The 25,788-nt window shown below is 70.6% G+C and carries 22 protein-coding genes; 10 read left to right on the top strand and 12 right to left on the bottom strand.

The window, feature by feature from the left end; all coding sequences use genetic code 11:
• Positions 1–7 precede the first annotated feature (7 nt).
• Together ACG02S_RS02455 and ACG02S_RS02460 are read left to right on the top strand one after the other, a co-directional pair.
• On the top strand, positions 8–1,921 hold the full coding sequence (locus tag ACG02S_RS02455) for a B12-binding domain-containing radical SAM protein (protein ID WP_394468849.1): 1,914 nt from the start codon (positions 8–10) through the stop codon (positions 1,919–1,921).
• On the top strand, positions 1,921–2,250 hold the full coding sequence (locus ACG02S_RS02460; protein ID WP_394468850.1) for an antibiotic biosynthesis monooxygenase family protein: 330 nt from the start codon (positions 1,921–1,923) through the stop codon (positions 2,248–2,250). Before ACG02S_RS02455 ends, ACG02S_RS02460 begins: the two co-directional genes overlap by 1 nt.
• 6 nt (positions 2,251–2,256) lie before the next feature.
• On the opposite strand, the gene ACG02S_RS02465 is transcribed toward ACG02S_RS02460, so the two are convergent.
• From ACG02S_RS02465 to ACG02S_RS02480, 4 genes are all read right to left on the bottom strand, one after another.
• The gene (locus ACG02S_RS02465; protein ID WP_394468851.1) at positions 2,257–5,094 is read right to left on the bottom strand and encodes a M16 family metallopeptidase; all 2,838 of its coding nucleotides are present in this window, start codon (positions 5,092–5,094) and stop codon (positions 2,257–2,259) included.
• A 66-nt stretch (positions 5,095–5,160) separates the two neighbouring features.
• Positions 5,161–6,165 (bottom strand): AEC family transporter, encoded by a 1,005-nt coding sequence (locus ACG02S_RS02470; RefSeq protein ID WP_394468852.1) that lies wholly within the window; start codon positions 6,163–6,165, stop codon positions 5,161–5,163.
• Entirely contained in the window at positions 6,162–8,021 is a 1,860-nt protein-coding gene (locus ACG02S_RS02475) for an ATP-binding protein (protein ID WP_394468853.1), read from the bottom strand. Before ACG02S_RS02475 ends, ACG02S_RS02470 begins: the two co-directional genes overlap by 4 nt.
• 73 nt (positions 8,022–8,094) lie before the next feature.
• Positions 8,095–10,722, bottom strand: coding sequence for a DNA topoisomerase III (locus tag ACG02S_RS02480; RefSeq protein WP_394468854.1), 2,628 nt, complete (start codon positions 10,720–10,722; stop codon positions 8,095–8,097).
• Positions 10,723–10,839: 117 nt separating this feature from the next.
• Between ACG02S_RS02480 and ACG02S_RS02485 the strand changes: the two genes are divergently transcribed.
• The 3 genes from ACG02S_RS02485 to ACG02S_RS02495 are packed head-to-tail and all read left to right on the top strand — an operon-like array spanning position 10,840 to position 12,696.
• Positions 10,840–11,307 (top strand): SET domain-containing protein, encoded by a 468-nt coding sequence (locus tag ACG02S_RS02485; protein ID WP_394468855.1) that lies wholly within the window; start codon positions 10,840–10,842, stop codon positions 11,305–11,307.
• A 4-nt stretch (positions 11,308–11,311) separates the two neighbouring features.
• Positions 11,312–12,031, top strand: coding sequence for a biotin--[acetyl-CoA-carboxylase] ligase (locus ACG02S_RS02490; RefSeq protein ID WP_394468856.1), 720 nt, complete (start codon positions 11,312–11,314; stop codon positions 12,029–12,031).
• Positions 12,031–12,696, top strand: coding sequence for a hypothetical protein (locus ACG02S_RS02495; RefSeq protein WP_394468857.1), 666 nt, complete (start codon positions 12,031–12,033; stop codon positions 12,694–12,696). The genes ACG02S_RS02490 and ACG02S_RS02495 overlap by 1 nt, the downstream gene beginning before the upstream one ends.
• On the opposite strand, the gene ACG02S_RS02500 is transcribed toward ACG02S_RS02495, so the two are convergent.
• From ACG02S_RS02500 to rrtA, 6 genes are all read right to left on the bottom strand, one after another.
• The gene (locus ACG02S_RS02500) at positions 12,647–14,716 is read right to left on the bottom strand and encodes a S8 family peptidase (RefSeq protein ID WP_394468858.1); all 2,070 of its coding nucleotides are present in this window, start codon (positions 14,714–14,716) and stop codon (positions 12,647–12,649) included. The two genes, ACG02S_RS02495 and ACG02S_RS02500, sit on opposite strands and share 50 nt — an antisense overlap.
• A gap of 115 nt (positions 14,717–14,831) precedes the next feature.
• Positions 14,832–16,319 (bottom strand): CYTH and CHAD domain-containing protein, encoded by a 1,488-nt coding sequence (locus tag ACG02S_RS02505; RefSeq protein ID WP_394468859.1) that lies wholly within the window; start codon positions 16,317–16,319, stop codon positions 14,832–14,834.
• A gap of 5 nt (positions 16,320–16,324) precedes the next feature.
• Positions 16,325–16,990 carry a glutathione S-transferase gene (locus ACG02S_RS02510; protein WP_394468860.1) on the bottom strand — a complete coding sequence of 222 codons (666 nt, stop codon included), beginning with the start codon at positions 16,988–16,990 and terminating at the stop codon, positions 16,325–16,327.
• A gap of 67 nt (positions 16,991–17,057) precedes the next feature.
• Positions 17,058–17,960, bottom strand: coding sequence for a DMT family transporter (locus ACG02S_RS02515; protein ID WP_394468861.1), 903 nt, complete (start codon positions 17,958–17,960; stop codon positions 17,058–17,060).
• A gap of 107 nt (positions 17,961–18,067) precedes the next feature.
• Positions 18,068–18,703, bottom strand: coding sequence for a hypothetical protein (locus tag ACG02S_RS02520; protein ID WP_394468862.1), 636 nt, complete (start codon positions 18,701–18,703; stop codon positions 18,068–18,070).
• Complete coding sequence (rrtA, locus tag ACG02S_RS02525) at positions 18,693–19,289, bottom strand: rhombosortase (protein ID WP_394468863.1); 597 nt, start codon at positions 19,287–19,289, stop codon at positions 18,693–18,695. The genes ACG02S_RS02520 and rrtA overlap by 11 nt, the downstream gene beginning before the upstream one ends.
• A gap of 69 nt (positions 19,290–19,358) precedes the next feature.
• Here rrtA and ACG02S_RS02530 point away from each other — a divergent pair, with 69 nt between their 5' ends.
• Both ACG02S_RS02530 and ACG02S_RS02535 read left to right on the top strand, forming a co-directional pair.
• Entirely contained in the window at positions 19,359–21,248 is a 1,890-nt protein-coding gene (locus ACG02S_RS02530; protein ID WP_394468864.1) for an ATP-binding cassette domain-containing protein, read from the top strand.
• Positions 21,245–21,631 (top strand): hypothetical protein, encoded by a 387-nt coding sequence (locus ACG02S_RS02535; RefSeq protein WP_394468865.1) that lies wholly within the window; start codon positions 21,245–21,247, stop codon positions 21,629–21,631. The genes ACG02S_RS02530 and ACG02S_RS02535 overlap by 4 nt, the downstream gene beginning before the upstream one ends.
• On the opposite strand, the gene ACG02S_RS02540 is transcribed toward ACG02S_RS02535, so the two are convergent.
• Positions 21,628–22,221 (bottom strand): response regulator, encoded by a 594-nt coding sequence (locus ACG02S_RS02540; RefSeq protein WP_394468866.1) that lies wholly within the window; start codon positions 22,219–22,221, stop codon positions 21,628–21,630. The genes ACG02S_RS02535 and ACG02S_RS02540 overlap by 4 nt on opposite strands.
• Before the next feature lie 132 nt (positions 22,222–22,353).
• On the bottom strand, positions 22,354–23,787 hold the full coding sequence (locus ACG02S_RS02545) for an aminotransferase-like domain-containing protein (RefSeq protein WP_394468867.1): 1,434 nt from the start codon (positions 23,785–23,787) through the stop codon (positions 22,354–22,356).
• Between the two features lie 73 nt (positions 23,788–23,860).
• On the opposite strand from ACG02S_RS02545, the gene ACG02S_RS02550 reads away from it, so the two are divergent.
• Genes ACG02S_RS02550 through ACG02S_RS02560 form a run of 3 tightly spaced genes read left to right on the top strand, consistent with a single transcriptional unit; the run spans position 23,861 to position 25,765 of the window.
• Complete coding sequence (locus ACG02S_RS02550) at positions 23,861–24,781, top strand: DMT family transporter (RefSeq protein WP_394468868.1); 921 nt, start codon at positions 23,861–23,863, stop codon at positions 24,779–24,781.
• Between the two features lie 10 nt (positions 24,782–24,791).
• Entirely contained in the window at positions 24,792–25,070 is a 279-nt protein-coding gene (locus ACG02S_RS02555) for a DUF2917 domain-containing protein (RefSeq protein ID WP_394468869.1), read from the top strand.
• Entirely contained in the window at positions 25,070–25,765 is a 696-nt protein-coding gene (locus ACG02S_RS02560) for an aspartate/glutamate racemase family protein (protein WP_394468870.1), read from the top strand. The genes ACG02S_RS02555 and ACG02S_RS02560 overlap by 1 nt, the downstream gene beginning before the upstream one ends.
• The last annotated feature ends 23 nt before the right edge of the window (positions 25,766–25,788 follow it).

Here is a 25,788-nt window from a genome sequence, read left to right on the forward strand (position 1 = left end):
CCCGGCCATGTCGTCCCCGTCTCCCCGCGTGCTCGCCGTCATCCCGCCGATGACGCAGCTGAACACGCCTTACCCGTCCACCGCCTACCTGACCGGCTTCCTGCGCTCGCGGCAGATCGAGGCGCAGCAGGTGGATCTGGCACTGGCGTTGGTGCTGGAGTTGTTCTCGCCCGCCGGTCTCGCCCAGATCCGCGAGGTGGTGCAGGCGCTGCCGGCTGACCAGCAGACCTCGCAGACGGCCTGGTTCGACGGCGAATTCAGCTCGATCGCTGCGGCAACGCCGCGCGTGCTGCGCTTTCTGCAGGGCGGCGACCCGACGCTGGCGCATCGCATCAACACGCGCGCCTTCTTGCCCGAGGGCGCGCGCTTTGCGTCGCTGGACCACTACCTTGGAGAGGAGGGCGAGGACCCGCTGGCCTGGGCCTTCGGCGCTTTAGGCCTGCAGGACCGCGCCCGCCACCTGGCCACGCTGTTCCTGAACGACCTGGCCGACGTGCTGCGCGATGCGGTGGACCCGCGCTTCGAGTTTGTGCGCTATGCCGAGAAGCTGGCCGCCGCGCAGGCCTACTTTGACCCGCTGGCCAACGCGCTGGCCGAGCCGCCGCACCTCATCGACCGCACGCTGCAGCGGCTGACGCTGAGCGCCTTGCAGCAGCACGCACCCGACATGGTGCTTCTGTCCGTACCCTTCCCCGGTTCGGTCTACGCGGCGCTGCGCATCGCGCAGGCCATCAAGGCGGCGCGACCCGAGGTGGTCGTCGTGCTGGGGGGCGGCTACGTGAACACCGAGCTGCGCGAGCTGGCCGAACCGCGGCTGTTCGACTTCGTGGACTACGTGACGCTGGATGCCGGCGAACGGCCGCTGCTGGCGCTGCTGGAACATGTGGCCGGCAAGCGGTCGAAGACGCGGCTGGTGCGCACCTTCTGGCGCGGCGATGAAGGCCAGGTCAAGTACACCAACTTCGTCGAGCCGGACATCCCGTTCGACGACGTCGGCACGCCGACCTGGGACGGCCTGCCGCTGGACCGCTACCTGTCGCTGCTGGACATGCTCAACCCGATGAACCGGTTGTGGAGCGACGGGCGCTGGAACAAACTGACCATCGCGCACGGCTGCTACTGGAAGAAGTGCAGCTTCTGCGACGTGAGCCTGGACTACATCTCCCGCTACGAGGCCGCCAGCGCGGAGGTGCTGGTGGACCGTATCGAGGCCATCGTGAAGGAGACGGGGCAGACGGGCTTCCATTTCGTCGACGAGGCCGCACCGCCCAAGGCGTTGAAGGCGCTGGCGGAGGAGCTGCTACGCCGCAACGTCGCCATCAGCTGGTGGGGCAACATCCGCTTCGAAAAAACCTTCACGCCCGAGCTGTGCCAGCTGCTCGCCGACAGCGGCTGCATCGCCATCTCGGGCGGACTGGAGGTGGCATCCGACCGGCTGCTGAAGCTGATGAAGAAGGGCGTTAGCGTCGAGCAGGTGGCGCGCGTCACCAAGGCCTTTGCCGACGCGGGCGTGCTCGTGCACGCCTACCTGATGTACGGCTTCCCGACGCAGACCACGCAGGACACCGTGGACGCGCTGGAGTACGTGCGCCAGCTGTTCGAGAACGGTTGCATTCACAGCGGCTTCTTCCACCGTTTCGCCTGCACGGTGCATTCGCCGGTGGGCATGAACCCGGCGGAATACGGCGTCACGCTGCAGCTGCTGCCGGCGGATGCGCGCTTCGCGAAGAACGACATCGCCTTCGTCGACCCCACGCCTACCGACCACGACGGCCTGGGGCAAGGGCTGAAGAAGGGGCTCTACAACTTCATGCATGGCATCGGCGTGGACAGCGACATCCGCAGCTGGTTCCCGGTACGGGTGCCCAAGACCACCGTGCCCAAGCGCTTCGTCGAGCGTGCCCTCACCACACCCCGCTGATGTTCACGTCCACCTTCACCTTCGCCCCCGGCGCCTCCGACGACGAGTTCCACGCGCTGGATGCACGCATCGCCGACATGGCCCGCGTCATCCCCGGCTATCTGGGCGAGGAAACGTGGGAGAACCCGACGACCGGGCTGGTCTCCAACGTCTACTACTGGGCCTCGAGGGACGCGCTGCAGAAGCTGATGGGCGATCCGGCCCACCGCGAGGCCAAGCAACGCCAGGCCAGCTGGCTGAAGGGCTACCAGGTCGTCATCGCCGAGGTGCTGCACACTTACGGCGACGGCGGCATCGCCCACCCGCTGGCGGAGAAGCGGGCGGGCTGACCGGGCTCAGGGCTGCTTGACCGGCTGGCTTTCGGCGTCTCGCACGTCGACCTTGCGGCCCAGCTTTTCCAGCTGTGGCTGCACCTGAGCCCGGTCGCCCACGGCCACGACGATGAGCTGCTGCGGGTCCAGGCGCTGTTGCGCGGCCTTCAGCGCGGCGGCCGACGTGACGGTGGCGTACTTTCCCGGCAGCTCGGTGATGGTGGCCAGCGGCTGGCCGGCGGACCAGTTGCCCGCATAGCCGGCGACGACGGCGCCGTTGGTGTCGAACAGCCCCGGCAGCGAGAGCAGCTGCGCGTTGCGCACGCGGTTCAGCTCGGCCGCGCCCATGGGTTTGGCACGCATGCCGGCGATCTCCTTCCACATGTCGCTCAGCGCGGCGCCGGTCGCGTCGGTGCGCACGCTGCCGGAGATGCCGAACTGGCCACGCTCGCGGCCCATGCTGAAAGCCGAGAAGACGCCATAGCTGTAGCCCTTGACCTCGCGCAGCTGGGTGTTGATGCGCGACGTGAACAGGCCGCCCAGGGCCGCATTCATGACCTTCAGCGGCGCTGTGTCGGGCGCGCCCGCGAACGGGCCCGGCGCGACGACGGCCAGCGCGGTCTGCGGCGCGCCGGGCTTGTCGACCAGCACGGTGCGCGCGGCGATGGGCCGGGCAGGCGGTAGCGGCGTGGCGGCAGGCGCCTCGCCCTGGCCGGTCCAGCCGCCGAACAGCGGCTCCACCAGCGCGCGTAGTTCGGCGTCAGTCAGGTCGCCGGCGACGACGAGCGCAGCGTTCTCGGGCCGGTAGCGCGCCTGCCAGAAGGCGCGCAGCGCGGCGGCGTCCAGTGCCTTCAAGCTGGCCTCGGTGCCCAGGGGATGGCCCGCCAGCGGATGGCCTTCGCCGTAGATCGCGCGGCTGCCCACCAGTTGCGCCACGGCGGCGGGCTGCTCGCGCACCTGGGCCAGCGCGGCCTGCATCTGCGCGCGCACGCGCTCGACCTCGGGGGCGGCGAACGCTGGGTTCAGCGCCACGTCGGCCATCAGCGCCAGGCTCTCGCGCACGTTGGCCTTCAGGCCCGACAGCTGCACGCGCGCCTCCTCCGCGCCAGGGCTGGCGGTCAGCGTGGCGCCCAGGGCGGCGGCAGTCTCGGCGATCTGCTGCGCGCTGCGCGTGGTGGTGCCCTCCGGCAGCATGGCGGCCACGAAGCTGGCCAGGCCGGGCCGGTCCGCCGGGTTGGCTCCCTGGCCCGCGCGCACCACCAGGCTCGCGCTGACCAGCGGCAGCCCCGGCTTGGGCGAGTGGATGACAGTCAGGCCGTTGGCGAGCGTGAAGCTCTGCGCGGCGGGCAGCGTCAGCGGTTTGGCCTTGGCGGCCGCGGGCGGCTTCAGGCGCCAGGCCTCGTGACCGTTCAGCGACTCGCGCTCACCCTTGGCTGCCTTCGTCGGCATGGGCGGCGTGGCCACCTCGGCCGCCAGCACCGGCTCGCCCGGCAGCGCCTGCACAACGACGCGTGCGTCGCGCTGAAGCCATTGCGCCACCGCCGCACTGACGCCGGCAGGCGTCAGCGCCGCATAGCGCGCCAGGTCCTGTCCGACGAAGCCCGGGTCGCCGGCCATCTGGTTGTAGTGGTTGACCAGGTCGGCCAGCGACGCGACTTTCTCCATGCGCTGCAGCAGGTCGCTCTCGATGGTGGCGCGGGCCTGCGCGATCTCGGCGGCCGTGGGCGGAGTGGCGGCCAGCTTCGCCAGCTCGGCGTCCACCAGCGCCTCGATCTCGTCCAGCGAGGCGCCGGGGCGGGCCACGACCTCGATGTTGAACACCGAGCTGAGCGACTGCGAGCCCTGGCTGACGCTGACGCTCTGCGCCAGCTGCTTGTCGCGCACCAGCAGACCGTACAGCCGGCTGGCCTTGCCACCGCCCAGCACATGCGCGGCAATGTCCAGCTCGGCGTCGCCGGCCGCGAACATCGGCGGCGTGTGCCACGCGACGTTGAGGCGGCTCAGCTCGATGCGGTCCTTCACGACCAGCCGGCGCTCCTTCGTGATCCGCGGCGCGGCGACGCGCACCTCGGGCGGCTTGGGGCCGGGCTTCATCGTGCCAAAGTACTTCTGCACGAGCGCTTTGGCCTGCTTCGGATCGAAGTCGCCGGCCAGCGCCAGCGTCGCGTTGTTGGGCCGGTAGTAAGTGCGGGCGAAGGCCTTCACGTCCTTCAGCTGGATGGACTGGATGTCGGCATGCGAGCCGATGACCACCGCGCGGTAGGGGTGGCCCTCGGGGTAGAGCGCCTGGTACAGCGCTTCCTCGACGATGCCGTAGGGCTGGTTCTCCACGCTCTGGCGGCGCTCGTTGCGGACCACGTCCTGCTGGTTGGCCAGCGCCACCGAATCGACCTCGTCGATCATCCAGCCCAGCATGTCCGCCTTCAGCCACAGGCCCAGCGCCAGCTGGTTGGACGGCAGCGTGAAGAAGTAGTTGGTGCGGTCGAAGTTGGTGGAGCCGTTGGCGTCGGTGCCGCCGGCGGCGTCGATGTACTTGTCGAACTCGCCACGCGGGACGTGGCGACTGCCGGCGAACACCAGGTGCTCGAAAAGGTGGGCGAATCCGGTCTGCCCAGGGGCCTCGTTGCGCGGGCCGGCGTGCACCCACAGGTTGAACGCCACCAGTGGCAGGCGGCGGTCTTCCACCAGGATGACCTCGAAGCCGTTGGGCAGCGTGAACTTCTCTTGGCGGATGGCCAGCTGGCCGGCGGCCGTGCTGACGGCACCCTGCGCCTCTGGCGCGGCCAGCGCCGGCAGCGAGGTGGACAGCGCGCCGGCCAGGGCCAGCAGGGCGATGAGGCGGCGGGGGGCGTGGGGATTCATGCGATGCGGTCCTGAGGGATGCGACGAATTGGACGGGCGCCGAGCGGACCCTGAAAGTGACGTTGGTCAGGGGGCTGGCCACGGGGACAGCCAGGCCAGCAATGCCAGCCACAGCGGCGCCGTGGCGACGTACAGGATGGTGGAGACGACCGTGGCCGCCGTGACCTCGGCCTCCAGCGCGCGGTAGCGCTGCGCAAAGATCAGCGCGTTGGACCCGGTGGGCAGCGCCGCAATCATGACGACGACGGCCAGCGGCATGCCGGTCAGCCCCAGGCCCCAGTGCGCGGCGGCCAGCACCACCGCCGGCATCAGCAGCAGCTTGGTGGCCACCAGGCCCAGCAGGCCATTCCAGGTGCGCGGCCAGCCGTAGTAGGCCAGCGACATGCCGATCAGAGTCAGGCACAGCGGCACGACGGCGGTGCCCAGGCTCTGCAGTGCCTCGTCAGCCACCATCGGGAGGGGCAGGCCGGTGGCGTTCCAGGCCAGCCCGGCCAGCACCGGCAGCACCACCGGATGGATGACGGTGTTGCGCACCGTCTGCAGCAGCGTGTGGCCCAAGTGGCCGGTGCGGCGCTCGCGCGCCAGGTCCAGCTCCACCAGCGTGGTCAGCAGCGTCAGGATGCACAGCGCGTGCAGGCTGACGACGGCGATGTGCAGCGCCAGGCCTTGCTCGCCGAACACGCCGGCCGCCACGGGCAGGCCCACCTGCAGCGTGTTGCCGAAGCCCGCCGTGATGGCCTTGACGCTGGGCGCCACGATGTTCTCGCCAGGCGCGCGGCGCCAGCGGTAGACGACGTACAGCAGTGCTACGAGCACCAGCGCGGGCAGGAAGAACGCACCGAGGAAGTCCCACGGCAGCGCCGACGTGTCCAGCCGCGCCGTGGTGCGGAACAGCAGCGCGGGCACGAAGATGTAGAAGGCCGCATTGGCCAGCACGCGCGCCGGGTCTCCGGCTTCACCCGGCTGGCTGCCTGCCTCGCCACCGCCGAGCCAGCGCATGCGGCCGACCGCCCAGCCGATGGACACCGCCACCAGGATTGCAACCAGCTTGGCGGCAATCGCCCAGGTCATGCCAGCGGCACGCTCAAATCGAACGAGAAGCAGCTGCCTTGCCCCGCGCTGCTCTGCACGGTGATCTGGCCGCCCATCAGCTTGACGAGCTGCTGGCTGATGGACAGGCCCAGACCGGTGCCGCCGAGGTGACGGGAATCGTCGGAGACCTGCTCGAAAGCCTGGAACAGGCGTGCCTGTTGCTGGGGCGTCATGCCGATGCCGGTGTCGATGACCGCCAGGCGCAGTCGTGCCTGGCCGTCGCGCGCCCGCTCCAGCAAGGTGGCGCTGAGCCGGACGGTGCCGGTGTCGGTGAACTTGACCGCGTTGGACAACAGGTTCAGGAGCACCTGCCGCAGGCGCTGGCCGTCCACCAGCACGCGCACGGGCAGGTCCGGGGCGATGTCCGCGGTGAAGCCGAGGTTCTTCTGCTCGGCGCGCAGGCGCACGCTGTCGCAGGCCATCTCCACCAGCGAGCGCAGCTCGACGGCGCTGGGCTTGAGCGACACCTTGCCGGCCTCGATGCTGGCCATGTCCAGCACATCGCTGATCAGCTCCAGCAGGTGCAAGCCCGAGTCCCGCATCAGCTGCAGTTTGGTCGCCTGGCTGGCGGGCATCGCCGCATCCATCTGCATCAGCTGCGTGAAGCCGAGGATCGCGTTCAGCGGCGTGCGGAACTCGTGGCTCATGGTCGCCAGGAAGCGGCCCTTGGCTTGGTTGGCCGCTTCGGCGCGCAGCTTGGCCTCGCTGAGTTCGGCCGTGCGCTCATTGACGAGGTCTTCCAGGTGCTCGCGGTGGCGTGTCAGCTCGGCCTCGGTGCGCCGCCGCTGCGAGATGTCGCTGACCATGCCCTCGATGCGGCGGTCGCCGCCGCCGGCGTCGACCCAGTGCGCGTTCAGCTCCACCCACAGCGGCTGCCCCCCCCGCGCGCGCAGCTGCAGCTGGGCCTGCTGGATCTTGCCCTGCTCGTCCATCACGCGGACCACGCGCAGCATCTCTTCGCGCGAGATGCCCGCGACCGCGCGCAACCGGCGCCCCACGGGCGAGTGCGTACCCAGGCCCAGAATCTGCGTCAGCGCCCGGTTCATGCTGAGCACGCGTCCATCCGCATCTGCTTGGAAGATGCCCTCGGTCGCGTTCTCGAACAGGCTGCGGTAGCGCGCCTCGCTGGCACGCAGCCCTTCCGAGCTGAGCTGTACTTGGTCGGCGGCACTGCGCAGCCTCAGGCTCATCGCATTGAAGCGCGCGGTCAGCTCGCCGATTTCGTCGTCGCGCTCGATGCGCTCCTGCGCGCCCAGGTCGCCCGAGGCCACGCGTTGCGCCAGGGCGCCGAGCCGCGCCACGGGGCGGCGCACCAGCCAGTGCACCAGCAGCCAGCTGGCCGCCACGATGCCTGCCAGCCCCACCGCCAGCAGCTGCACCACCAGAAGCCGGGTGCGCTGGATCTGGCCGTCCACGAGGTCGCGCCTCAGTGTCAGCACGGCGGTGGCCACCTGCTCGCCGCTGCCGTCGGCCGCCGGTTGGTAGTTGATCGGGAACTCGCGGCGGATGGCGCCGCGGGCGGGCTCGCCGCGCTCGCGCTTCACCACGCCGCCCTGCAGCCCCGGCGCTTGCAGCTCCAGCGCGTGCACCTCGGGGTCGGCCATGACGGCGTCGAGCAAGTTCTCGATGGCGACGTTGTCCAGGTTCCAGATCGGGCCGGCAAAGCCGCGCTCGACGAGGCCGGCCAGGCGCGCCTCGCGCTGGCGCAAGCCCCGCATCAGCTCGTCTTCCTCGTGGGCGTTCCAGTACCAGCCGACCGCCAGCACGAGCAGGCTGGCCACCAGGGCGATGCCGGCCGTCAGGCGCGCCTGTATGCCCCTGCTCATTGGCGTCATGCGCTTTCCTCCCCGCCCGTGACGAGCTGTGGCGGCGAGCATAGGGGATTTGCGCGCGCGGCCGGCCGCTCGCTCAGGCCTTGGCGGCGGCCTTGCGGGCGGGGGCCTTCTTGGCCGGTGCGGCCTTGCCCGCAGCCTTGCCGGCAGGTTTGCCAGTGGGTTTGCCTGCCCGCGGCTCGAACTCGAAGACGACCTTGCCTTCCTTCTTGTCGTAAGCCAGGAAAGCCTTGAACTTGCGGCGCGTCTTGTTGGAGACGAAGTTCTCCAGCAGATCGGTCTTGCCGTCGTGCAGCAGCTTGGTCACCTGCGCCGGCTCGATGGGCTGGGTCAGGATGACCTTGCCGGTCTTGAAGTCGCAGGTCACCTTCTCGCCCACCGAGTGCTCGCACACGTAGTTGGCACCGTGCTCGTAGACATGGCCTGCGCACTTGGGACAGGCGCCCAGCGAGCTCTGGCTGGAGAAGTCCACCGGTTCGCCATCGTTCTCGGCCTTCTTGGCGTCCTCGCCGAAGTCGAACTCCAGCTTCCAGTTGGCGATCTCGTCGTCATAGACCAGCGCCAGCTCCGCCGTGAACGGCCAGCCCGCCTTGGAGCGGAAGCCTTCCAGCGGCCCGATTTTCTTGTTCGCCAGGAAGGTCTCCACCTCGGCAAGCTCGAAGCTGCGGCCGCCGGGGATCTTGCCGATGGAGAAGCCGCAGGCGTCGCTGCCGTCCGCATGCTTGCCGGTGCAGGTGAAGCGGCGGTAGTTCTCTTTCACCACGCCGCCGCACTTGGGGCAGGGCGTCTTCAGCGTCGCGTAGTCGCCGGGGATGGTGTCGCGGTCGTAGCCCTTGGCCTTGGCGACCATCTTCTCGGTCATGGCCGCGATCTCGGCCATGAAGGTCTCGCGGCTCAGCTTGCCCTTTTCCATCGCGGCCAGCTTGGACTCCCAGTCGCCGGTCAGCTCCGGCTTGGTCAGGTCTTCCACCTCGAGCCCGCGCAGCAGCGTCATCAGCTGGAAGGCCTTGGCCGTGGGGATCAGCTCGCGGCCTTCGCGCAGCATGTACTTCTCGCTGATCAGGCCTTCGATGGTGGCCGCGCGCGTGGCCGGCGTGCCCAGACCCTTCTCGGCCATGGCTTCGCGCAGCTCGTCGTCGTCGATCAGCTTGCCGGCGCCCTCCATCGCGCTCAGCAGCGTCGCTTCGGTGTAGCGCGCCGGCGGCTTGGTCTGCAGCGCCTTCACGTCCACGCTCTCGGTGCGCACGACCTCGCCGGTGTTCACAGGCACCAGGTTCGCGTCCTCGTCGTCCACGTCCTTGCCGTAGACGGCCAGCCAGCCCGGCTTCACCAGCACCTTGCCGTTGGTCTGGAAGTGATGCTTGTCCAGCACCTTGGAGATGCGTGTCGTGACCAGGAACTCGGCCGGGGGGAAGAACACCGCCAGGAAGCGCTTGACGACCATGTCGTACAGCTTGGCCTCGATCTCGGTCAGCGCCTTGGGTGCCTGCAGCGTCGGAATGATCGCGAAGTGATCCGACACCTTGGCGTTGTCGAACACCTTCTTGGTGGGCTTGATGTAGCCCTCCTTCAGCGACTTGGCGGCGTGCTGCGACAGCGCGGCCAGCGGGCCGGGCAGGTCTTCCGTCGCCAGCATCTTGGCCGTGTCCTTGGCCACGGCCAGGTAGTCCTCGGGCAGGAAGCGCGAGTCCGTCCGCGGGTAGGTCAGCACCTTGTGCTTCTCGTACAGGGCCTGCGCGATGGACAGCGTCGTCTTGGCCGAGAAGCCGAAGCGCGAGTTGGCCTCGCGCTGCAGCGTCGTCAGGTCGTACAGGCCGCCGCAACTGGTCGTGCTCGGCTTGCTTTCCTCGGTGACGACGGCGGGCTGGCCCAGCACCGCCTTGGCGATGGCTTCCGCGTCGGCCGCGTTCCACATGCGGTCCGCGCGGCGCTCGGCGTCGTCGTTCTTCTTCCAGCTCGGGTCGAACCACTTGCCTTCGTATTGGCCGGCCTGCGCGTCGAAGTTGGCGCGCAGCTCCCAGTAGTCGCGGGCAACGTGCTTGCGGATCTTTTCCTCGCGCTCGACGACGACCGACAGCGTCGGCGTCTGCACCCGGCCCACGGTGGTCAAGAAGAAGCCGCCGTCGCGCGAGTTGAACGCGGTCATCGCGCGCGTGCCGTTGATGCCCACCAGCCAGTCAGCCTCGGAGCGGCAGCGGGCAGCGTCGGCCAGCGGCAGCATCTGCTCATCGCTGCGCAGCTTCTCAAAGCCCTCGCGGATGGCGGCCGGCGTCATCGACTGCAGCCACAGTCGCTGGATGGGCTTGTTGAGCTTGCCCTTGGCGGGCTGCGCGTACTGCTCGATGAGCCGGAAGATCAGCTCGCCCTCGCGGCCCGCGTCGCAGGCGTTGATGAGGGCCGTCACGTCCTTGCGGCGGATCAGCTTGGACAGCGCGTTCAGCCGGCCCTTATTTTTGTCGATGGGGTTGAGATCGAAGTGCGGCGGGATCACCGGCAGGTTGGCGAAGCTCCACTTGCCGCGCTTGACGTCGAACTCCTCGGGCGCCGCGATCTCCACCAGGTGACCCACGGCGGAGCTGACGACGTACTGCTCGTTCTCGAAATGATCGTCGTGCTTGTCGAACTTGCCCGCCACGGGGGTCAGCGCGCGGACGATGTCCTGCGCCACGCTGGGCTTCTCGGCAATGATCAGGGTCTTGCTCATCGGGTCTTGTCTCTCGGTTCCCTAGGGGCGGGGACTCCAAATCCCCTGCCTACAATCCGGGCCTCGCGCGCACACCTGCGCACGCGCACCCATGAAATCACCGTACCACAGCGTTTGATGGCCACCAAAACCCCACGCCGCAAGATCGAAGTCCGGGATTCCGGCGTGCATGGCCGCGGCGTATACGCGGCAGCACCCATCGCGGCGGGCGCCAAAATCATCGAGTACACCGGCGAGCGCATCACCTGGGAAGAGGCGGTGGACCGCCACCCCCACGACCCCGCGCAGCCCAACCACACCTTCTACTTCCACCTCGATGGCGGCCTGGTCATCGACGCGCTGTATGGCGGCAACGATGCGCGCTGGATCAACCACGCTTGCGAGCCCAACTGCGAGGCCGACGAGGTGGACGGCCGTGTCTTCATCCACGCGCTGCGCGACCTGGAGCCCGGCGAGGAACTGTTCTACGACTACGGATTGGTGCTGGACGAGCGCCACACGGCCAAGGTCAAGAAGCAGTTCGCCTGCTGGTGCGGCGCGCTGACCTGCCGCGGCACGATGCTGGCCCCCAAGACCCGCCGCTGACGTGATGGAGCGGCGCCACCTCGCCGAATGCGGCTCGACCAACACCGAAGCGCTGGCGCACCTGCGCGACGGCGGCCGCCCGCTGATCGTCTCGGCCGACCGCCAGACCGCGGGCCGGGGCCGCCTGGGCCGGGCCTGGCAGTCGGATGACGCCTCGCTGACCTTCTCCATCGCGCTGCCCCTGCCCGCCGCGCTGGACCTGTCCGGCCTGTCGCTGGCCGTCGGCTGCACCGTCGCCGACGTGCTGGACCCGGCCGGCGACCGCATCCGCCTGAAGTGGCCCAACGACCTGTTCCTGGATGGCGCCAAGCTGGGCGGCATCCTCATCGAGACCGTGCCGCTTGCGCATGACCGCCGCGGCGTCGTCGTCGGCATCGGCCTGAACCTGCAACCGCTGCCCCCCGAAGCGGATCGCAGCGCCTTCGCCAGCGGCCATGCGGCCCTGCGTACGCTGGACCCGGAGGCTGCCGCCGCCGCCACGCTGGACCGCCTCGCCCCCGCTCTGCGCGCGCTGCTGGCCGACTTCGAGACGCTGGGCTTCGGCCCCTGGCAGCTGGCGTTCTCGCGGCGCGACTTGGCCGCAGGCCGGCGCGTGCGCGTCGGCGAGCAATCGGGCATCGCGCGCGGCGTGTCCACCCGCGGCGAACTGCTGTTGGACACGGCCACCGGCATGACGTTCGTCAGCGCCGGCGAACTCAGCCTGAGACTGGAGACTTCTTCGTGATGCGTGTGCTGGTCATCGTGCTGCTGGCGATCAACGCCTTGTTCTTCATCTGGTCCAAGGGATGGCTGGACACCGTCTCCGGGTTGCCCGCGCATGCCGGCCGCGAGCCGCAGCGCCTGGCGGCGGAGCAGCACCCGGAGCGCATCCAGCCGCTGGCGGCCAGTGCCGTGGCGGCGCTATCGCGGCGCAACTGCCTGGAGCTGGGGCCGCTGGATGGCGACACCGCACTGGCCGCCGCGCAGACGGTGCTGCGCGCGATGGGCGCCGAATCGCAGACCCGCAGCAGCGAGCAGGCCGGCGAGTGGGTGGTCGCGACCATCAGGCTGGCCGACCCCGACTTCCGCGCCCGCAAGGAGGCCACCTACAAGCAGATGCGCCTGCCGTTCGAGCTGCTGGAAGGCATGCCGGCCGAGAACCCCACGTTCGTGATGAGCCGCCACGCCAGCGAGGCCGAGGCGGCTGCGCAGCTGGAGGCCTTCGGTAAGCGCGGGCTCAAGGGCCTGCGCGTGCTGGCGCTGAAGCCGGCGCAGTCGCGCCACACGCTGGTCATCCAGGCCGACGGCCTGCTGGCGAACCGCCTCAAGGCCAGCAAGGATCCCGCGCTGGCCGCCGGCTTCAAGGCCTGCGCCGCAGCGCCTGCCGCATCGGCGGCCTCCGCAGGCTGACTGCGGCCAGCAGCAGCGCCAGCAGCCACGCCGCGCTGACGCCGCCACCGCCGCCGCCACCGCCACCGCCACTGTTGCCGCCGCTGCTGGTGCCGGGCGTCGTCGTGCCGCCCGAGGCGCCTGTGACGCTGATGCTGGCTGACTGGCTGTAGACGAAGCCCAGGTTGTCGGTCACGTCGGCGCGCACGACGACCGTGCCGCCTGCGGTGGGCGTCAGCGTCGTGGTGGCCGTGCCGGCGCCGGACGCCAAGCCGGTCACGGCGCCGCCGCCATCGACCAGCGTCCAGGCGGTGGACGCCACCGAGCGCCCGCTGGCCAGGCCGGTCACGGCCGCGGTCAGCGTCAGCGTCTGGCCGGCGGTCAGGCCGCTGCCGGGTGACGGCGTGATCGCCACCGTGGCGCCTGCCATGGCCTGCGCGGCCTTCACGGCCTCGAAGGCGTCCACCATGCCGGCGCCGCAGGTGGTGGTGGTGCAGTAGCACTCGTCCTGCACCGCCGAGGTGGGTGCCGCGCAGGCGCCGACACCGGTCGATCCCCCGGTGGTGGGGAAGGTGCGGGCGGTCAGCTTCAGGATGGAGACCGCCTCCGTGGGGGCCAGTGCCGGCCGCATCGAGGCCATCAGGCCCACGATGCCGCTGACGATGGGCGCCGAGAAGCTGGTCCCGACCGACTGCGCACTGTTCGTGTAGGCCGCCTCGGCGGCGACCGGCGCCGTGGTGCCGCTGTTGGTCGTGCTGACCATCGGGTACAGGCAGGGCTGGCCGGCGAAGATGTTGACACAGTTGCCACCCGGCGCCGCCACGGTCACCTCGGGGCCGACGCTGGAGAAGCCGACCTTGGTGCCGACATGGCGCAGCGCCGCGACGGTCACGACGCCAGGGCAGTTGCCCGGCAGTCCGACGGCCTGGCCCTCGGAGTTGCCCGCCGCGACGACGATGGTGGCGCCGGTTGCGTTGACCTTATTGATCACCTCTCGGTAAAGACCGCCGGTGCCCGAGGTGCCACAACTGCCATCGCCGCCCAGGCTGAGGTTCAGCACCTTGGCCTTTTGTGTGTTGGTCGGCAGGCCCGGCACGTCCAGCCCGGCCGCCCATTTCATGCCGGCCATGATGTCGCTGTCGTAGCCGCCGCACTTGCCCAGCACGCGCACCGGCAGGATCTTCAGCCGCCAGCCCACGCCGGCCATGCCTTGACCGTTGTTGCTGGCCGCACCGATGAGGCCGGCGACGCGCGTGCCGTGCCAGGAGCTGTTGCCGACGTCGCCGCTGTTGCAGTCCTTGCCCAGGGCGCCGCTGTTGACGTCGGCCTGCGTGACCCAGTCGCCCGGGTCTGACGCGTCGGCGTCCGGGCCGTCACCATCGTTGGCGATGGCGGTCGACATCGCGCCGGGGCTGCCGTAGCCGACCATGTCGTAGCCGCCCACGAGCTTGCCGGCCAGGTCGGGGTGGTCACCGCGCACGCCGGTGTCCAGCACCGCGACGATGACGTTGTCCGCGCCGGTCGTGAGGTCCCACGCCGCTGGCGCATTGATGCTGGACTTCACCACACCGGCCGGGGCTTTCAGGTACCACTGGTCGATGAGGCGGTTCTGCGTGCCGCCCGTGGTCGTCTCGGGGTTGACCGTCGCGCCGCCGAACAGCGGGTCGTTCGGCAGCGCCGCGATCTTGCGCCGGCCATCCACGGCAGCCACTTCCACCTCGGGGTCCATCGCCAGCTGCCGCGCCAGGTGCGCGGCCGTCATGCCGCGGGCGGTGACGACGTGCGTGCGCTCGTCCAGGCTGAGGCCGGCGCGCAGCGCGTGGCCGGTGCGCATGCCCAAAGCGGTGGCGCGCGTCTGGGCTACCTCACGGGCCTCCAGGCGCGTTGCACGCAGTGCCAGGGCCTTGGCGCGCACGCTGTCGGCCTGGGGCCTGAAGCGCACGATGACGCGCGCCTCGTCGTCGTTCTGGGCCGGCGCGGTGAACGGCACGGCCAGCATGGCGGCGGCGAGGGTGAACAGCAGTCGGCGCGGGAGGCTCATGGCGGCAACGGTGGGACGGGACGAACCAGTTTAGGCGCGCCCGCCTGTCAGCGGACGCCGCAAAATCCGCCGGCCTTGGGGGGCAAGCGCGCGATGCGCTGCCCATGCGTCTGAGTCAGCGCACGGGCGCGGGATGCATGGCGAGGCGGCCCAGCGCCTCGCGGGCGCGGCGGCGCGCCTCGGCCAGCCGCGCCGTCAGCCAGCCGACAGCAAACCAGGCGGCCGGGTCGGCGGCCACCAGGGCCTGGTAGGCCGTGCGGGCCACCACCAGGTCGTTGATCTCGCCCAGCGCCTGCTGCGCCGCGGCCAGCCCACGGCGGTAGGGCTTGAGCCGGTCCGCCGGCTGCAGCGGCGCGAACAGCTCGAGCGCATAGCGCTGACGCTTCACGCGCTTGCGCAGTTCGTGCAGCGCCTCGTCGTCCAGTTCCTCGAAGGCCCGGCAGGTGGTGGCCAGCGCGCGGTGCCAGCGGCGCAGCCTGCGGCGGGCCAGGCGCTTCAGCGACAGGTCCGGCGGTGCGTCGTCGTCGCTGAGCGCGGTGCGCCAGCGCAGCCAGTCCAGCAGCAGGCGCTGCGTGGCGGCCTCGCGCATCAGCGCGGCAGGGTCGGTCGGCGCCATGGGCAGCGGCAGCGGAAGCGGCGGTGCCCCGGCGCGTGCGAGGTCGGCGGCCACGCCGCTGTCCAGCACGTCGCGGTCGCGCGATTCGCCCAGCGTCGCGAACAGCGCGCGCAGGCCGTCCACCAGCTCGGGTGGCGGCGCGGCCACGCCGTCGCGGAAGGCGCTCAGCGCGCTGCGCAGCCGGCGGATGGCCACCCGCGCCTGGTGCACGTGCGCACCTCGCGCGGTCGGGTCGCCGGCGGCGGGTGAGGCCAAGGCGATGGCGTTGCGGCCCAGGTGGGCCAGGCATTCGTCCAGCACGGCGCCGAACGCTGCGGTGACGGTGGCGCCCTGGGCGTAGCGCGGTGTGGCCGCCTTGCGCAGCGGCGCGTCGGGAGCGCCCGTGGCCAGCGCGAAGCCGCGCTCGGCCTTGTTGCGCGGGTCCAGCACGAGGCCGAAGCGCGCACGCCAGCGCTCCGCCAGCGCCAGCAGGGCCAGCGGTGAGCCGGACACCAGCTCGAACTCGACCTCGCGCAGCCGCAGCTCGCGCCCGCCGGCCTGCACGCGGCCCTCGTCCAGCATGACGTCCACGACGGCACCGCGGGTGCGCACGCGCCGCGTCAGCCGCAGCACGCGGGTGCTGAAGCAGGGCGTGGGGGCATGGCCTTGCTTGTGCGCGGCCGCCAGCAGCGCCAGCAGCTCGCGGCCGGGCGCAGTGTCGGCATGGGCCTGGGCGTCGGCATTGGCGTCCGACAGTTCGACCTCGTGCTCGAAGCGCTCCAGCGCACCGGCCCGCGCGGCCTTCAGCGCCTGCACCCAGCGCCCGCCCTCGCGGCGCAGGCGCCAGGCCAGGCCGGCGCGCGCCAGGTGCAGGTCCGGCGTGTCGAGGTAGATGTCCTGCAGCAGCGTGCGTTGCGCGGTGCCGCGTCCAGTCAGCTCGACGGCCAGCGCGGCGCGGCGCGCGGCCGGTAGCAGGAACTTCAGCTCGATCTCTACCAGAGCTGTCAACGGCTTCAGCCGGCGCGGTTGGCGGCCAGCGAGCGTTCCTGGTCGGCCTTGCGGTCGGCGCTCACGCGCAGCGCATGCGGGCGCTCCCCGATCAACTTGGCGTATGGCTTCCAGTCCACGCCGCCGGCGGCCAGCAGGTCTTCGCCGTAGACGGCCTTGGTCGACATGGCCACCAGCGGCAGGCTGACCCAGCCGGCGCAGTCGGCCAGCGTGAACTGGTCGCCGGCCAGGTAGGGGCCGAACTTGGCCAGCCGCTTGAAGGCGGCGATATTCTCGGGCAGCACGCGGGCCACGCGCTGCTTGGTGCCGTCGCTGACCTTGCCGCCGAAGAAGGCCTCAGCGTACAGCTCGCGCGCTACCAGCTCCAGGTGCAGCTCCACGTAGGTGATCAGCTCGCGAACCTTGGCGGCCTGCCAGGAGTCGGCGGGAACGAGCCGCGGCGTGTCGGGGTAGGCGGCTTCCAGGTAGTCGACGATGGCTTGGCTTTCACACAGCGCGCCCTGGGGCGTCTTGATGAAAGGCACCTTGCCCAGCGGCGTGCAGCTCAGCACGGCCTCGTCGTGGGAATGCGTCTTCACGTATTCCTCGGTAAACGGGATGCCCTTCTCCAGCAGGGCCAGCTTGACCTTGTTGTAGTAGTTGGACAGCGGGATGCCGCAGAGGGTGATCATGGAAGTCTCCTGGTGTGATGCCGCAGTCTAGGCAGCCCGGATGACAGCACCTGGCGCGCTGGGGACATCAGCGGTTCACCAGCACGATGCCGGCCGCCAACGCCACCAGCGCGGCCACCAGCCGCGCGCTGATGCTCTCGCCCAGCAGCAGCGCGCCGGCCAGCAGCCCGAACAACGGCGTGCTCAGCGTGAACACTGCGAGCTTGGTGGCCGCGTAGTGACGGATGAGCCAGAACCAGGCCAGGTAGCTCGCGAAGGACACGAGGATGGCCTGGAAGCCGAACAGCCCCAGCAGCCGCGGTGACCAGTGCGTGGGCAGCGGCTCGCGGGCCAGGGCCGCCGCTGCGCACAGCGCCAGCGCCGACACGCCGAGCTGGTACAGCAGTGTCTTCTCGGCTACGGCCGACGACAGCCGCGTGCCCCGGATCGCCAGCGTCGTGCCGGCCCACAGCAAGGCGGCGGCAACGCCCAGTGCATCGCCCCACCAAGAGGGTCCGCGGGTATCGCCGTGCGGCGACGAGAAGCCCTCGGCAAACGCGAACGCCACCGCGCCGAAGGCGAGCGCCAGGCCGGCCCACTGCCGGCCGGCCAGCGTCTCGCCCCGCGCGATGAACGGCATGCCCAGCGCGACGACGAAGGGCGACAGGTAGAGGAACACCACCATGCGCGACGCGCTGGTGTATTGCAGGCCCAGGAAGATGCACGCGAACTCGGCCGCGAACAGCAGCCCGGCCAGCAGTCCGCCGCCGAGGCTGCCGTCGCGCTCGAACAGCCGGATGCCACGCCCCGCTGCCCAGGCCCACACCAGCAGCCCAGCGACCACCGAGCGCAGCCCCGCCTGCCACAGCGGCCCGATCTCGGTCAGTGCGGCCTTGACGGCCACCTGGTTGATGCCCCACAGCACGCAGCACAGCAGCAGCAGGGCAATGGCGCGGGCGTCGAGCTGGGTCTGGCGGGGTTGCGGGCTCATGGCCGCCATGCTGCCAGCATGTCGGGTGTGGCCGTCGCTGGGGGCAGCGTCAGGAGCGCCACGCTGCGCGATGCCGACGTGGGCTGAACCCGGCCGCAGCCGTTCACTCAGCGGTTGCGCACGCGCTTCTTGGCGGGCGGCTCGCTCAGCACGTAGCGCGTGGCTGTCAACCGCTCCGACACCGCCGTGGTCTTGTTGTCCACGTAGCCGCGGGCGCGCAGTTCCAGCCGCACGTCCGAGTCCGACGGGTTGGCGCCGGGGCCCTTGGCGTGCACCACCCAGACGGTCTTGCAGATCATGTCGGCGTGGAAGTCGGCCATGCGCGCCAGTTCGTCGCGCTTGCTGATGACGGCCACCAGCATGCGCGCCTCACGGACATTGGTCGTGATGCAGCCGGCCAACGCCTCGGCCAGCGCGGGGTCCAGCGTGCCGACCGTGGGGCCGATCAGCAGCGCCGGACTGGCGGCGCTGACGCCGAGCTTGGCGGCCAGCGTGGGTGGCGGGGTCTGCAGCTTCTTCAGCCACTTGCCGGCCTCGGGCTCGCCGAGCTGCAGCGTGACGGCGTCATCGCCCGCCTCAAAGCGCAGGGCGCCGCCTGCTTCGACGCGCAGGTTCTGCAGTGAGGAGATGTCCCACTTGCACTTGAGTTCGCCGCGCAGCACGACGGTGGTGGATTCGAGCAGGGCCGTCACATCGGCGGCCTGGGTGCCAATCTGGGCGGTACAGCGGGCTTCACGTCCCATGGGGCGTCCTGGTGGGGCTGGATAAGCGCTCCATTGTCAGCGCGCCGGCGATCAAGCCGGCGCCGGCGCCACAAAGATGCGCGAAAGGTGCCACGGCGAAGTCGAATCCCGGCGTCGCCCGCAGCACCGGCCCCAGCGGCGCTTCGAGCACCAGCTTGACCAGCAGGCCTGCGGCGATGGCCGAGCCGATGGCGCGTTCGCGCCCCCCGCGCCGTAGCAGGGCCAGCGCGGCGATGGCCGCCAGCGCATGAAGTTCGCCGGACAGGCCGGCGTAGCGCTGCAGCTCGGGCCGCAGCAGCAGGCCCAGCTGCGTCAGCGGCAGCGCGGCCAGGCCTGCCACCACCTGCCGCGGGCCCAGCAGGGCGCGCCAGCCCAGCAGCGCCAGCACCGCGCAGCCGGCCAGGTTGGCGGCCAGGTGTGTCGGCGTCCAGTGCACGAAGGCGGCGCTGACGGCGCGCCACGGCTGCGTGGCCGCCAGTGCGGGCTGCCAGTCCAGCGCCTCGCGCGGCCAGGGCCACGCCAGCAGCGACAGCAGCGCCAGCACGAGACAAAAGGCGGGCCAGCAGGCGGCGCGGGGCAATGGCATGGCGGCAGTATCCGGGGCCGATCTGGTCGCGCGACCGGGCGGTTCGAACCGCCAGGGGACAATCCGCCGATGGCAGTCCTCTCCCTAACCAACGCTCACCTCGCTTTCGGGCACGTCGCACTTCTCGACGGCGCAGGCTTCTCACTCGAAGTCGGCGAGCGCGTCGGCCTCATCGGTCGCAACGGCACCGGCAAGTCGTCGCTGCTGAAGATCCTCGCCGGGCTGGAAAAGCTCGACGACGGGCTGCTGCAGCAGCAGCAAGGCCTGACCAACGTCTACGTGCCGCAGGAGCCCGAACTGCGCGGCGATGCGACCATCTTCGACGTCATCAGCGAGGGCGTGGCGGAGCACAAGGCGCTGCGCGAGCGCTACGAACTCCACGACGAGAACGACGACCTCGCCTGGGTGCAGGAGCGCATCGAGCACATCGGTGCATGGAACTGGGAGCAGCGTGTCGAGGAGACGCTGCACCGCCTGGGGCTGGATGGCAGCCGTTTGGTCGGCAGCCTGTCCGGCGGCCTGAAGAAGCGTGTCGCCCTGGGCCGCGCGCTGGTCGCCCAGCCCGACGTGCTGCTGCTGGACGAGCCCACCAACCACCTGGACCTGGACGCCATCACCTGGCTGGAAGGCCTGCTGAACGACTTCAAGGGCTCGCTGCTGCTGATCACCCATGACCGCGCGTTCCTAGACAACGTCGCCAACCGCATCGTCGAGCTGGACCGTGGCCAGCTGCGCGGCTACCCCGGCAACTACGCCGCCTTCCAGGCCGCCAAGGCCTACGAGCTGGAGAACGAGGCGCTGTTCAACGCGCGATTCGACAAGCTGCTGGCGCAGGAGGAGATCTGGATCCGCAAGGGCGTCGAGGCCCGCCGCACGCGTTCCGTGGCGCGCATCCAGCGCCTGGAGGCCATGCGCCTGGCCCACGCCGCGCGGCGCGACGTGCAGGGCAAGGTGCGGCTGGACATCGACACCGGCGGCGCCAGCGGCAAGATCGTGGCCGAGCTGGAGGACGTGGGCAAGAGCTATGGCGACAGATCCATCGTGCGCGGCTTCACGTCCACCATCCTGCGTGGCGACAAGGTCGGCCTGATCGGCCCCAACGGCGCGGGCAAGACGACGCTGCTGAAGATGATCCTCGGCGAACTGCAGCCCGACACCGGCACCGTGCGCCTGGGCTCGCGCATGACGGTCGCCTACTTCGACCAGATGCGCGACACGCTGAACCTCGACGCGACGCTGGCCGACACCATCAGCCCCGGCTCGGAGTGGATCGAGATCGGCAACCAGAGGAAGCACGTCAAGAGCTACCTCGGCGACTTCCTGTTCTCGCCGGCGCGCGCCAACTCGCCGGTGCGCACGCTGTCGGGGGGCGAGCGCAACCGCCTGCTGCTGGCCCGCCTGTTCGCGAGGCCGGCCAATGTGCTGGTGCTGGACGAACCGACCAACGACCTCGACATCGAGACGCTGGAACTGCTGGAGGAGTTGCTGGCCGAGTACGACGGCACGGTCTTCCTGGTCAGCCACGACCGGCGTTTCCTGGACAACGTCGTCACGTCCACCATCGTCTATGAGGGCGAGGCGCGCTGGCGCGAGTACGAGGGCAGTGTGCAGGACTGGCTGACGCAGTCCAAGCGCGCCGCCGCGTTGCAGGCCAAGGCGGCCCCGGCATCGGCGCCTGCTGCGGCCGCTGTTGCGCCGTCCCCACCGCCGGCCGAGCCCGCCCCGGTCGTCGCCACCAAGCGAAAGCTCAGCTACAAGGAGCAGCGCGAGCTGGACGAACTGCCCAAGCAGATCGCCGCGCTGGAAGCCGAGCAGACGCAGCTGAATGCGCTGATTGCCGGCACCGAGCTGTACACGCAGGGCGCCAAGCGGATCGCCGAGGTCACCGACCGCGCCGCGGACATCGACGCCGAGCTGCTGGCGCTGATGGAGCGCTGGGAAGTGCTGGAAGCCAAATGACGACCACGGCGCTGCAGCAGGAATGGCTGGCGCTGCAAGCGCAGCATGAGCGCTACGAGGCGCTGACGCTGGCGGTCAAGCTGGCCGCCGTCGCCGTGTGTGTCGTGGTGCCGGACAGCGTGCTGGCGCTCGGCCTGATCGCGCTGCTGTGGCTGCAGGAGGGCGTGCTGAAGACCTTCCAGGGGCGGCTCGGTGACCGGCTGCTGGTGGTGGAGGCTGGCGTGAAGGCCGGCGCGGCGGCCTTGCCCATGCAGCTGCATAGCGACTGGCTGTTGGGCAGGCCGCGTGGCGCGGGGTTGCTGGCGCAGTACCTGAAGAGCGCGCTGCGCCCGACGGTGGCGCTGCCTTATCCGCTGCTGATGGCGCTGACCGTGGCCTGTTAAGCCGGCTGCAGCTTCTCGACCGGCACCAGCGTCGTCTGCCCCTTGAGCTGCACGACGGTTTCGCCGTGGCGGTGAACCACGTGCTGGGCCACGTGCACGGCGCCCTGGTAGCGCACCTTGTCGCCGGGTTTGACGACCGGCGTGGGCGGCAGCGGCGGCAGCACCGGTCGCGTAACTGGGCGCGGTGCCCGCGTCGGGACCGGGTGTCGCAGCAGTTCCAGCGTGCGCACCATCTCGGCCTTGAACTGCTCCGCGGTGAAAGGCTTTTTCAGCAGGAAATGCGCGCTCAGCGCGCGGGCCTCGGTTTGTTGTTCGGGAGTGGCGTCGAAGCTCAGCAAGGCCAGGCGCAGGCCCGGTAGCGAGTCGTGCAGGCGCTGGTACAGCTGCACGCCGGTCAGCGGCGATTTTGCAAACCAGTCCGTGATCAACAGGCCGGGCTTGAACACCAGGCCCTGGGCCAGCGCCGAGTCGGTGTCTGCGCAGCACAGGACTTGGTCGTTGTGGAATCCATGACCCTGCAGCAACTGGCGCGCAAAGGTCTGCACGCCGGGCAGGGCGTCGACGACGAGGAACTTCAGGGAATCGCTCATGGCTGCGTACAGGCGCAAGGTTGAGGGCGGCGCGAAGCGGCCGGATTGTGAGGGTGGTCAGCTTGCTGAAAGCCAGCAACTCCCGCGCAGCGAGAACTTTGTGGCGTTCCCCAGGGTAGTTACTGAGGGCCGCTAGCCGGGGCTGCGCGTCGACCGGTCCACCGCCGCGCGCAGCGCGCGCCAGAACGCCGGGTCCTGCGACGTGGCCATGTTGATGCGCATCAGCGAGCCCGGCGCGCGTGTCGCGCTGAACAGCGCGCCGGGTGCCGTCAGCCAGCCGGCGTCCAGCAGCGGCTGGGCCAGGCGCTCGCTGTCTACGCCGACGTCCAGCCAGCCGAACAGGCCGTCCGGCGGCGCCGCCCATGTGAAGCCCTGGCGCGCGGCCAGCGCCGCCACGCGCTGGCGGCCCTGTGCCAGCCGCTCACGCAGCCGCTGCGCATGGCGGCGCAGGCGGCCCTGCTCCATGCACAGCGCCACGGCGCGCTCCAGCACGGGTGAGCTGGTCAAGCCGTCCAGCAACTTGGTGTCGGTCAGCGCGGCCAGCTTTTCGGGCGCGGCGGCCAGGTAGCCCACGCGCCAGGCGGGCGTCAGCACCTTGGAGAAGCCCGACACGTAAGTCACGCGGCGCAGGCCGTCCAGCGCCGCCAGCCGCGGCAGGTGCTCGGGCGCGAGGAAGCCGTAGCTGTCGTCCTCAACGATGTGGAAATCCAGCTCGTCTGCCAGCCGCAGCAGCTTGTGCGCACCGGCCAGGTTGAGGCTGTGGCCGGTGGGGTTGTGCAGCACCGACACGGTCAGGTAGGCGCGCGGCACGTGCTGCGCTGCAAGCGCGGCCAGCACGTCCAGGTCGGGCCCCTGCGCGCTGCGCGGAACGGGCAGCAGGCGCACGCCGGCCTGCGTGAGGCGCGCAAACATGATGGCCCAGCCCGGGTCGTCCACCAGCACGGCGTCGCCGGGCTGCAGCTGCGTGCGGATCAGCAGGTCCAGCGCATGCGTGGCGCCATTGGTGGTCAGGATCTGCGCCGGGCTGGCATGGATGCCCAGGTCGGCCAGCCGGTGCGACAGCGCGTCGCGCAGCCGCGCGTCGCCGCTGGGGTCGCCGTAGCTGACCTGCAGGCCGTCGCCGTTGTCGCCCTGACCCAGCCGGCGCAGCGCTGACTGCAGCAGCGCCGGGTCCAGCCAGTCGGCCGGCAGCGTGCCCAGGCCCGGCGAGCGCGCAGCGTCGGCCTCGAACATGCCGCGGATCAGCGCGGTGGCGTCCATTGGGGCCTGGCGCGTCTGGGTCGTGGCGGGCCGTGCGCTGCGTGAGGTGGCAGGCCGGGATTCGCGCACGAAGAAGCCGCGCTGGCGGCGCGCCTCCAGCAGGCCGGCCGCCTGCAGCTGGTCGTACGCGGCGACCACCGTGTGCGGGCTGACGCCGTGCTGGCGCGCGCACTCCCGCACCGACGGCAGGCGGGCGCCCGGCAGCAGCAGGCGTTCGCGGATGCGCTGGGCGTAGCGCTCGGCCAGCTGGCCGGCCAGCGGCTGGCTGGCGCCGCGCAGCAGTGGGGTGGGTGTACCGGTGGGCATGGCGATACAGAATCGTGATGTGAGTGGCTGACTGTACTGGTGCTGTATTGGTTGCTGTGCCTAGACTGGACTCATGTCAGGATTAGCCACTTCATCCTCCACGCTGTCGACGACGTCGACGTCCGACACCACGCGGGGCCTGCTGCTTGGCTTGGCGGGTGTCGTGATGTTCGCGCTCAGCATCCCGATGACGCGGCTGGCGGGCGGCAGCGAGGCGGCGCCGCAGCTGGACCCAGCCTTTGTCGCCTTCGGGCGCGCGGCGGTGGCGGGGCTGCTGTCGATGGCCTATTTGCTGCTGACCGGTGCACGCCGGCCGCGCGGGCGCGAGTGGGGCTTGCTGGCGTTCACCGCCGGGGGCGTTGTGTTCGGCTGGCCCCTGCTGCTGGGCTACGCCGTGCGGCATGTGGACGCGGTGCACGCGTCCGTCGTGTCCGGCGTGCTGCCGCTGGCCACAGCCGTCATCGGCGCGCTGGTGTTGCGCCAGCGGCCCAGCCTCGGCTTCTGGGCCTTTGCGCTGCTCGGCCTGGCGCTGGTGGTGGGTTTCGCGGCCTGGCGCGGCGCGGGCGGCCTGGAGGTGGCCGACGGGCTGCTGCTCGGCGCGGTGGTCTGTGCATCGGCGGGCTACATCAGTGGCGCACGCTTGTCGGACAGCTTCAGCGCCGAGCAGGTGATCTGCTGGGTGCTGGTCATCAGCCTGCCCATCACCCTGCCGCTGGCCGTGCTGACGCGGCCGGTCGAGCCGGTGGCGGCCTCCGCGTGGATGGGCTTTGCCTATGTGTCGCTGGTGTCGATGTGGATCGGGTTCTTCGCTTGGTACCGCGGGCTGGCGCTGGGCGGCACGCTGCGTGTCAGCCAGGTGCAGGTGCTGCAACCCTTCTTGTCGATGCTGTTCGCGGTGCCCCTGCTGGGCGAGCAGCTAGACGCGATGACCGTTGTCTTTGCAGCGGCCGTGCTGGGCGTGGTATGGCTGGGCAAGCGGCAGCGGGTGAACTGAGGAGACGAGCATGGACGATGGATTCACGACGCGGCTGGCCGCCGGCCAGGCACTGACGCTGGCCGCCGCCCGCGCGCCGCGCCGGTTGCAGGTGACGCACGGCCGGCTGTGGCTGACGCTGCGCGGCGGCGGTGCGGACCACTGGCTGGACGCGGGCGAGGGCCTGACGCTGGCCGCCGGCCGCGAGGCCGTCGTGGAGGGCTGGCCCACGGCAGCGTTCCAGTTGCTGCAACCGGCGCCACAGCGGCGGCCCGCGCCGGCGCGTGGCCTGACCCTGGCGGGCGCCTGATGAAGACGCTGGGCGTGCTGGGCGGCATGAGCTGGGCCTCCACCCAGCATCTGTACGCGTTGCTGAACCGCGGCGTCGCGGCGCGACTGGGCGGCCTGCACAGCGCACAGCTGGTGCTGCACAGCGTGGACTTCGCGCCCATCGCCGCGATGCAGTCGGCGGGCCAGTGGGCCGAAGCCGCGCAGGTGCTGGGCGATGCCGCCGCAGGCCTGCGCCGTGCAGGCGCTGAGGCGCTGCTGATTGCGACGAACACGATGCATCTGGTGGCCAGCGAGGTCGAGCGCGCCGCCGGCCTGCCGGTGCTGCACATCGTCGATGCCACCGCCGAGGCCTTGCGCGCCGCCGGTGTGAGGCGCGCCGGACTGCTGGCCACGCGCTTCACGATGGAGCAGGGCTTCTACCGCGACCGCCTGTGGCAGCGCTTCGGCGTCGAGGCCATCGTGCCCGACGAGCGAGGCCGGGCCGAGCTGCACCGGGTCATCTACGACGAGCTGTGTGCGGGCCGGGTCGAGCCGGTGTCGTGCGAGCTGCTGCGTGCGCAGATCGCGGCGCTGGCCGACCGCGGTGCGCAGGCTGTCATCCTGGGCTGCACCGAGCTGGGGCTGTTGTTGCCGGCCGGCTCTGAGGCGGCACTGCCCCTGTTCGATTCCACCGACCTGCAGGCCCGTGCGGCGGTCGACTGGATGCTAGGCTGACTCCTTCAAGAAATTCCGAGACA

This window comes from Pelomonas dachongensis (assembly GCF_043555865.1).
Taxonomy (GTDB): Bacteria; Pseudomonadota; Gammaproteobacteria; order Burkholderiales; family Burkholderiaceae_C; genus Pelomonas; species Pelomonas dachongensis.

Excerpts from the sequence above, each read along its gene's own strand:
- ACG02S_RS02455 (WP_394468849.1), top strand. The coding sequence starts at position 8 with ATGTCGTCCCCGTCTCCCCGCGTGCTCGCCGTCATCCCGCCGATGACG.
- ACG02S_RS02460 (WP_394468850.1), top strand. The coding sequence starts at position 1,921 with ATGTTCACGTCCACCTTCACCTTCGCCCCCGGCGCCTCCGACGACGAG.
- ACG02S_RS02465 (WP_394468851.1), bottom strand. The coding sequence starts at position 5,094 with ATGAATCCCCACGCCCCCCGCCGCCTCATCGCCCTGCTGGCCCTGGCC.
- ACG02S_RS02470 (WP_394468852.1), bottom strand. The coding sequence starts at position 6,165 with ATGACCTGGGCGATTGCCGCCAAGCTGGTTGCAATCCTGGTGGCGGTG.
- ACG02S_RS02475 (WP_394468853.1), bottom strand. The coding sequence starts at position 8,021 with ATGACGCCAATGAGCAGGGGCATACAGGCGCGCCTGACGGCCGGCATC.
- ACG02S_RS02480 (WP_394468854.1), bottom strand. The coding sequence starts at position 10,722 with ATGAGCAAGACCCTGATCATTGCCGAGAAGCCCAGCGTGGCGCAGGAC.
- ACG02S_RS02485 (WP_394468855.1), top strand. The coding sequence starts at position 10,840 with ATGGCCACCAAAACCCCACGCCGCAAGATCGAAGTCCGGGATTCCGGC.
- ACG02S_RS02490 (WP_394468856.1), top strand. The coding sequence starts at position 11,312 with ATGGAGCGGCGCCACCTCGCCGAATGCGGCTCGACCAACACCGAAGCG.
- ACG02S_RS02495 (WP_394468857.1), top strand. The coding sequence starts at position 12,031 with ATGCGTGTGCTGGTCATCGTGCTGCTGGCGATCAACGCCTTGTTCTTC.
- ACG02S_RS02500 (WP_394468858.1), bottom strand. The coding sequence starts at position 14,716 with ATGAGCCTCCCGCGCCGACTGCTGTTCACCCTCGCCGCCGCCATGCTG.
- ACG02S_RS02510 (WP_394468860.1), bottom strand. The coding sequence starts at position 16,990 with ATGATCACCCTCTGCGGCATCCCGCTGTCCAACTACTACAACAAGGTC.
- ACG02S_RS02515 (WP_394468861.1), bottom strand. The coding sequence starts at position 17,960 with ATGAGCCCGCAACCCCGCCAGACCCAGCTCGACGCCCGCGCCATTGCC.
- ACG02S_RS02520 (WP_394468862.1), bottom strand. The coding sequence starts at position 18,703 with ATGGGACGTGAAGCCCGCTGTACCGCCCAGATTGGCACCCAGGCCGCC.
- rrtA (WP_394468863.1), bottom strand. The coding sequence starts at position 19,289 with ATGCCATTGCCCCGCGCCGCCTGCTGGCCCGCCTTTTGTCTCGTGCTG.
- ACG02S_RS02530 (WP_394468864.1), top strand. The coding sequence starts at position 19,359 with ATGGCAGTCCTCTCCCTAACCAACGCTCACCTCGCTTTCGGGCACGTC.
- ACG02S_RS02535 (WP_394468865.1), top strand. The coding sequence starts at position 21,245 with ATGACGACCACGGCGCTGCAGCAGGAATGGCTGGCGCTGCAAGCGCAG.
- ACG02S_RS02540 (WP_394468866.1), bottom strand. The coding sequence starts at position 22,221 with ATGAGCGATTCCCTGAAGTTCCTCGTCGTCGACGCCCTGCCCGGCGTG.
- ACG02S_RS02545 (WP_394468867.1), bottom strand. The coding sequence starts at position 23,787 with ATGCCCACCGGTACACCCACCCCACTGCTGCGCGGCGCCAGCCAGCCG.
- ACG02S_RS02550 (WP_394468868.1), top strand. The coding sequence starts at position 23,861 with ATGTCAGGATTAGCCACTTCATCCTCCACGCTGTCGACGACGTCGACG.
- ACG02S_RS02555 (WP_394468869.1), top strand. The coding sequence starts at position 24,792 with ATGGACGATGGATTCACGACGCGGCTGGCCGCCGGCCAGGCACTGACG.
- ACG02S_RS02560 (WP_394468870.1), top strand. The coding sequence starts at position 25,070 with ATGAAGACGCTGGGCGTGCTGGGCGGCATGAGCTGGGCCTCCACCCAG.